This is a genomic window from uncultured Bacteroides sp. (assembly GCF_910578895.1).
Classification (GTDB): Bacteria; Bacteroidota; Bacteroidia; order Bacteroidales; family Bacteroidaceae; genus Bacteroides.
This window is the reverse complement of record NZ_CAJTSC010000034.1, coordinates 30,528-36,294: the sequence shown is the minus strand read 5'-3', so window position 1 is coordinate 36,294 and position 5,767 is coordinate 30,528. Positions and strand designations below refer to the sequence as shown.

Genomic DNA, 5,767 nt, shown 5'->3' with positions numbered 1-5,767 from the left:
TATGCATAAAGGGGAATTAACAAAGGTTAATCCCCCAAGAATTACAACTGAGCCAATTTACCTCCGCTTTTTATAGATAAATTCTACATTATAAAATATATTCCTTGGAAAAATTTTATAATTCAAAAGTAATTCATATTTTTGCATCAAACAAAAGAGATATGAGAATTGTATCACATAAGAAATTGAGAGAGTTCTACGAGACGAAAGGTTATGAAGATTCACGCATTGCCTTAGAACGTTGGTACGATATAGCAGAGAAAGCTGAATGGAAGAACCTATCAGACATTAAAGTGGATTTTCTTTCAGTTGATTATGTAGGTAACCAGCACTATGTATTTAATATTAGAGGTAACAATTATCGGCTTGTGGTAGTTGTCAAGTTTACGATAGGTTATATATTCATTCGTTGGGTGGGTACTCATAAAGATTATGATAAGATAGATTGTTCAACCATTTAAGAGATAGAAGTATGAATAAAGTAACGAAAGAACAGTATGAATTTGCTTTGGCGAGAGTGGAAGAACTTCTGCCATTGGTTGATGACAATACGCCTTCAAACGATAAGAATGCGGTGGAACTCACAGTTATGTCCGACATTGTGATAGCTTACGAAAAAGAACATTATCCGATAGAAAAGCCGACCGTTGCGGAATTGATTGAATTATCTCTTGAGGAAAAAGGGATGAGTCAGAAGCAACTTGCAGGTGAGATTGGAATAAGTCCCTCACGTGTGAATGATTATATCTCCGGTCGTTCAGAGCCTACTCTCAAAATTGCGAGATTGCTATGTCGAGTGCTGAATATACCTCCAGCCGCAATGTTGGGTTTCTGATTAGCTTATAAGAAGAATATTTTAGGCGTGATTCCGTTTGATTTCGCACTATGATAAAGCCGGATTTCTCGGGGGCGTAAAATAAACTGTGTCAGCAAGGAATAAAATATTAACTTTGCTAACACAGTTTAAATTACAGCCTCGAATCGGATAATCATGAACGACATAATCAACATATTTTTCTTTCTTCTTTTTCACAAACTATCTTTCCGAGAATCTTGCCATTTATATAATACTGGATGGCATCCCAACAGTGATTATCGTGGTCTTCCGGCTCGTTGATATAGTTTCCGTCTTTATCCTTAGCCCATACATAATTACGTCCCTCATGTATGAGATTGTAGGAACGTTCCGTAACAAATATGTTATCAAAGTCCTTTATCTTGTCTATTCCTGCCACAATAGAGCCATCTCCCTTCTGCACTGGATATATGATGATTCCTCCATTTGCAATTTCCTGTATAAGCCGGGGGGTTGCGCAGTCTGCATAGACAAATAGACTCTCTTTTCGTAGTTCTTTAATAAGGTCGGAAGATACCATATCAGTCTTATAGCAAAGTTTATCCAAATATAAGTCGTTATCAACTATTCCACACTTTACGATTGCTGAAGGGTCATGTGTGAAACCGAAGTCAAGACCAAGAGCCACCTTCTTAGCATTTGTAGGGAACTCTTTTACTATTCCTATTCTTTTGAATACCGCACCTTCCGCAACGTCAGCCCACCGACCAATAACGACATGAGCGTACTTTTCGGGATTGTTCGCTTTCATATCCTCAATCTCCTTCAAGAACTCAGGAGAAAGGTTCTCCAAGTTATCAAAATACGTGGTATGGATATGAAGTACATTCGGGTGAGTGGAGATTTGAACCTGCACACCGTCAATCTCTACCAGTTTATGGGTTTTCTCAATGTACTTCTTGTAAATGAAGTGATTGGAATCGCACGGATTCATTATGATGATAATACGGTTCTGAATACTCTTCTTGCGAATGGAGAGCATTATCTTGTCGAATTCATCCTTGCTTGTCCACTCTTCCGCTTCATCGCAGACGAAAGTAGTGATACCCTGAATAGATTTTAGTTTTGCCGTCTGATTACCGGAAGAAGTTTTGATGCCTCGGAACATGATACGGCTATTAGTCATTTTATTGACTATATCCGTCTTGGTGGTCTTGAAATACTTAGTTGTTCCATCTAGCTCTATCTTCTCCATCATTTCCGGGATGATAGACATACCGGCAGAAACCATCGTGTAGCGGGTGTAGGGAATCTGATGAACAATCTTTTCGGCTTCCGTCATTTCAAAGGTCAGACGTTCAATGAAAGTGGAAGCATTGAAGGACTTGCCGGAGCCACGACCGCCAGTGATAAGAATTATAAATTTCTCCTTATCCTCATACAACGGATGATATATTTCTTGGGGTTCGATCATTTCAGCTTATCCTTAATCCATGAATCAATGTTGATGCCGTGCTCTATGTCTGTTGGAATATCAGCGTCTTCATTCGATGCAACAGATACACGCCCGAACAGCCTGTCTTCCATTACATCCAATACATCGGTCACACCTTTTGCCGCATTCCGTTTCAATCCTCGAGCAAGGATGAGTACCCACATAGGGGTGTCTTCCTTGCCAATTATCTTATCAATCTCTTGCGGAGTACACTGGAGCAAATACAGCTTCACTTCATTCCATTCTTCACGAGACACGTTATAGGCTTTCTTGGCGATGGTATATAGTTTGGGCTTCCTGCCGCTATTCTGCGGCTGGTTCGTGCTTGAAAATTATGTATTCTTTCCATACTTGTATATGTCTTTTTTTCCTGCCATTTTCAACCGTTTTTTAACCGATTCCTATTGTTTTTGAGTTATTATCACTATATTTGCAACATACTTATAGTCCGGGTCGGGAACTGGCAGCCCCCCGGTTGCGTAGTAGGGCATTTCCTATCGGGTAAGGCGGCAACGTAAGTCAGTGACCGTTGTTTTTAAGAGTTGTGTTTATGCCGATGTATTCTTCCATCTTGCGTAACTATTATGATTTCCTTAAATCGGTATTTACTTGAACTCTCAAAATACTTTATTCCATCCTCTACACTTTTTCTTGTGTGTCCATTGCCTTTCATGTAAAGCACTGGAATATCGGCTTTCTTATCTCTTCCATGATAAAGGGATGAACGGATGTTTTTTGCAGAGTTGCCTGTAGGTGTCCTTTGCTCGAAAGAAGCCTTGAACAAATAACCGTCAGGTGTTTTATTCATTCCGCTTTCATTTTTCAATGTCACCTTATAACCCTTGCCCGCAAGGATGCGAGCCGCTTCCAGTTCTTCGGGTTTGTGGCGTGCCGGGCTTTTCTCTATGGCAAAATATCCACCTCCTTTTCCCATCTCCACACTGGAGTACCGCCCACTGGCTCGCATGGCTTCAACTTCTGCTTGCCGTTTACGGTAGGTGGAAGTCCCTTGCTGGTATGTGCGAACGCCGCCAGAAGTCTTAGCCATATTAATCCCCCACAAAATTGCTTCCGAAACGTCCTCTCTTGTTATTTGTGTAGAAAGCTGATTCCGGTATGTTAAAATCATCATACGAACTCCTTTTAGCTTGCTGTGCGTTTCCTCCAAGCTTTCTTATTCTGTCAAGGTAAGCCTTGTTTCCGGCAGCTTTGTAGTCGGTATTGTCAGCCCTACCGCCATACGATTTCCAAGCCATTTTCATGCTTTCGGTAAAAGACATCTTACCCCCATAGAGCTTATGGAGTTTGTGAGCCATGAACATGACTTTTGAACCTCTAATTCGTGAAGTTCTGGTACTTCTTACTCCTCCTGCCGTTTTAGCCATAAGTTTATTTCTTTTTACGTTTCCGGCTTGTTGCACTACCTGCATATCCACCTCTGCCAGCCCTAAACTCTCGTTTGTCTTTTACCTCAAACTCGCGAGCCAAATCGCGGTTGTAGACATCATAAATAGTCCCTCGCTTCGTATCTTTATCAATAGCAGCAGCTGTTGCAAATCCCGACTTTGCCGGACTGTCAAATCGTTCCGTCACCCTGCCAATCCACTTCTCGGCTTGCGATTGAGACCTGAAATTCTTTTGTAGCCATCTTACATCACCATTCCTGTTTGTCACCGATACTGATGCTTGAAAGTTACCACCACTAGTGCTCCGTATTCCTCCACTTGTTTTATCCATTATTACCTCCTCTCTTGGTTTTCTTAACCCTGTTTGCCATGAACTGCTCCACATACAGTACATTGTTTTGTACACAAAGTTCCTTTATTTTCTCACCTCCGCCGTAAACTATCATATTGGGAATATCTTTCCCTGATATTTCACAAGCTATTTGTATTTCCATCTTCAAGTATTCCTGTCTATCGGCATAGCCGCGTGTTGCAAAAGCATTGTAACCTTCTGGAATACCCATACGATTGTACTTGTAGAACTTCCGTGCTACATTAAGGTCGGCATACACCTTTACTCCGCACTCTTGAAAGTAGCGGGCAATCCAACGCTTCTTATAGATTTGTTGCAACCCGTATGCAACAGGTGTTGTATCGAATAATGACAGGTTAGGCTCAATAACAGCAGAGCATCCGCTGTTCAGAACAACCGTAGAGTCTTTCCATATCGCTTCAAAGCGGTAATCCTCTACGTAGAAATGATAAGTCTGGATGTCTTTCTTTAGGCGGGTATCTGCTCCCCAGACAGAAAATGGAAGCAACAAACCTGATATAGGCTGCTCATCCATCCGTAAATTAGGTATGTCGAAGTCATTGTTGCTCTCGTATATCCTGTCTCCCAACATCATGTCAAAGAAATTGGCATTTTCTTGTTGGCAATCCTTTTCTTCCGTTTCCTGCTTCGGTACAGGTTTATTTCTATCTTTCTCTTCCTGCCATACGTCAAATCCCCAATCATTCAATTCTTCGCTGTCCCATTCGTTCGCAAGCAATTTCCAATCGTTTTCACCAAAAGGATTATTATCTTGGATAAGCATTTGGCGAAGTTTCTCTACCGGTGTATCTTCAGGCAATATGCAACAAGGAACTTCTTCCCATTTTAGTTTTTTATATGCTTGAAGGCGCATATTCCCGCCAATAACAACATATTTCCCTTGATATGGATAGACAAGTAAATCTCTCGCTTCAGTCATTTCCGGCAATTCCTTGATGGATTTGCACAGTTTCCTGAACTTCTTATCCTTGATAAGGCGAGGATTACGAGGAAGTCCTTCTATCTGTCCATCGTTATGAAGGACTTTTGATATGTCAAGTTTGGCTCTTTGCATAAAAAATACCTTTGAACTACTATTATTCATTCAAAGGTACTACCACAACCAAAGATATCGAAATATATCTAATGGAGGGTGTATTTGAGGTGTTTCGACACACTCTCTTATAATTTCATCCATTTGTAGCACTTATAAATGTATACTCACAAAAAAAACAAATGCCGGAACACTAAGCCCTGACATTTTCATTGATTAGCCCTTTAAATTTCAACCGATTTAGAATCTCGGTATAAAGATAGCTTATGTCCTGCCGAAAATCTTTGTAATTCTGATACATAAAAACCACAGTTTCCACATTGTGGGAAAGGTAATATCTCCGATATAGCAGAAAATTCTTTTACCATAACACGATTATTTTAAAAGTAAAAGTATATTTGCATCATAATTGTGTGAGGAACTGGTTCATGTTAAGGCGTGGTCCAGCTCTTTCTTTTTACAGTGTTCTTTGTTCAACTTCATTCCCCACATCATAGCAGAGTAGATGGCACTGGCATAGAGGTGGAGTTCTTCTGTCGTGTTGAGGAATCCCACCCAAAGGGTTACGCACTTGGCATCAGTCCAAAGGTTTTCATTTCTTCATTTTTCAAATTAATTTCCTTTAGTTTATTATTCAGAAGTGCCAAAGTCTTAATCCTTCTTT

The 5,767-nt window shown here is 40.5% G+C and carries 8 protein-coding genes; 2 read left to right on the top strand and 6 right to left on the bottom strand.

Annotated features, from left to right (window positions below; translation table 11 throughout):
• Positions 1–161: 161 nt before the first annotated feature.
• Together QZ327_RS09760 and QZ327_RS09755 are read left to right on the top strand one after the other, a co-directional pair.
• Positions 162–461, top strand: a complete 300-nt coding sequence (locus tag QZ327_RS09760) for a type II toxin-antitoxin system HigB family toxin (RefSeq protein WP_294618867.1) — start codon at positions 162–164, stop codon at positions 459–461.
• Positions 462–472: 11 nt separating this feature from the next.
• Positions 473–835, top strand: a complete 363-nt coding sequence (locus QZ327_RS09755; RefSeq protein ID WP_011966217.1) for a helix-turn-helix domain-containing protein — start codon at positions 473–475, stop codon at positions 833–835.
• A 169-nt stretch (positions 836–1,004) separates the two neighbouring features.
• On the opposite strand, the gene QZ327_RS09750 is transcribed toward QZ327_RS09755, so the two are convergent.
• From QZ327_RS09750 to QZ327_RS09725, 6 genes are all read right to left on the bottom strand, one after another.
• On the bottom strand, positions 1,005–2,270 hold the full coding sequence (locus QZ327_RS09750; RefSeq protein ID WP_294618866.1) for a phage terminase large subunit: 1,266 nt from the start codon (positions 2,268–2,270) through the stop codon (positions 1,005–1,007).
• Positions 2,267–2,548: a hypothetical protein gene (locus QZ327_RS09745; protein WP_294618868.1), complete on the bottom strand. Its 282-nt coding sequence runs from the start codon at positions 2,546–2,548 to the stop codon at positions 2,267–2,269. The genes QZ327_RS09750 and QZ327_RS09745 overlap by 4 nt, the downstream gene beginning before the upstream one ends.
• A gap of 278 nt (positions 2,549–2,826) precedes the next feature.
• On the bottom strand, positions 2,827–3,423 hold the full coding sequence (locus QZ327_RS09740; protein WP_294618865.1) for a hypothetical protein: 597 nt from the start codon (positions 3,421–3,423) through the stop codon (positions 2,827–2,829).
• Positions 3,341–3,676 (bottom strand): hypothetical protein, encoded by a 336-nt coding sequence (locus tag QZ327_RS09735; RefSeq protein ID WP_294618864.1) that lies wholly within the window; start codon positions 3,674–3,676, stop codon positions 3,341–3,343. The genes QZ327_RS09740 and QZ327_RS09735 overlap by 83 nt, the downstream gene beginning before the upstream one ends.
• Before the next feature lie 4 nt (positions 3,677–3,680).
• Positions 3,681–3,965: a hypothetical protein gene (locus QZ327_RS09730; protein WP_294618863.1), complete on the bottom strand. Its 285-nt coding sequence runs from the start codon at positions 3,963–3,965 to the stop codon at positions 3,681–3,683.
• Positions 3,966–4,020: 55 nt separating this feature from the next.
• Positions 4,021–5,124 carry a DUF4417 domain-containing protein gene (locus QZ327_RS09725; RefSeq protein WP_294618862.1) on the bottom strand — a complete coding sequence of 368 codons (1,104 nt, stop codon included), beginning with the start codon at positions 5,122–5,124 and terminating at the stop codon, positions 4,021–4,023.
• Between the last annotated feature and the right edge of the window lie 643 nt (positions 5,125–5,767).

Bases quoted from the DNA above. Each gene is read 5' to 3' on its own strand.
- QZ327_RS09760 (WP_294618867.1), top strand. From the start codon at position 162: ATGAGAATTGTATCACATAAGAAATTGAGAGAGTTCTACGAGACGAAA.
- QZ327_RS09755 (WP_011966217.1), top strand. From the start codon at position 473: ATGAATAAAGTAACGAAAGAACAGTATGAATTTGCTTTGGCGAGAGTG.
- QZ327_RS09750 (WP_294618866.1), bottom strand. From the start codon at position 2,270: ATGATCGAACCCCAAGAAATATATCATCCGTTGTATGAGGATAAGGAG.
- QZ327_RS09740 (WP_294618865.1), bottom strand. From the start codon at position 3,423: ATGATGATTTTAACATACCGGAATCAGCTTTCTACACAAATAACAAGA.
- QZ327_RS09735 (WP_294618864.1), bottom strand. From the start codon at position 3,676: ATGGCTAAAACGGCAGGAGGAGTAAGAAGTACCAGAACTTCACGAATT.
- QZ327_RS09725 (WP_294618862.1), bottom strand. From the start codon at position 5,124: ATGCAAAGAGCCAAACTTGACATATCAAAAGTCCTTCATAACGATGGA.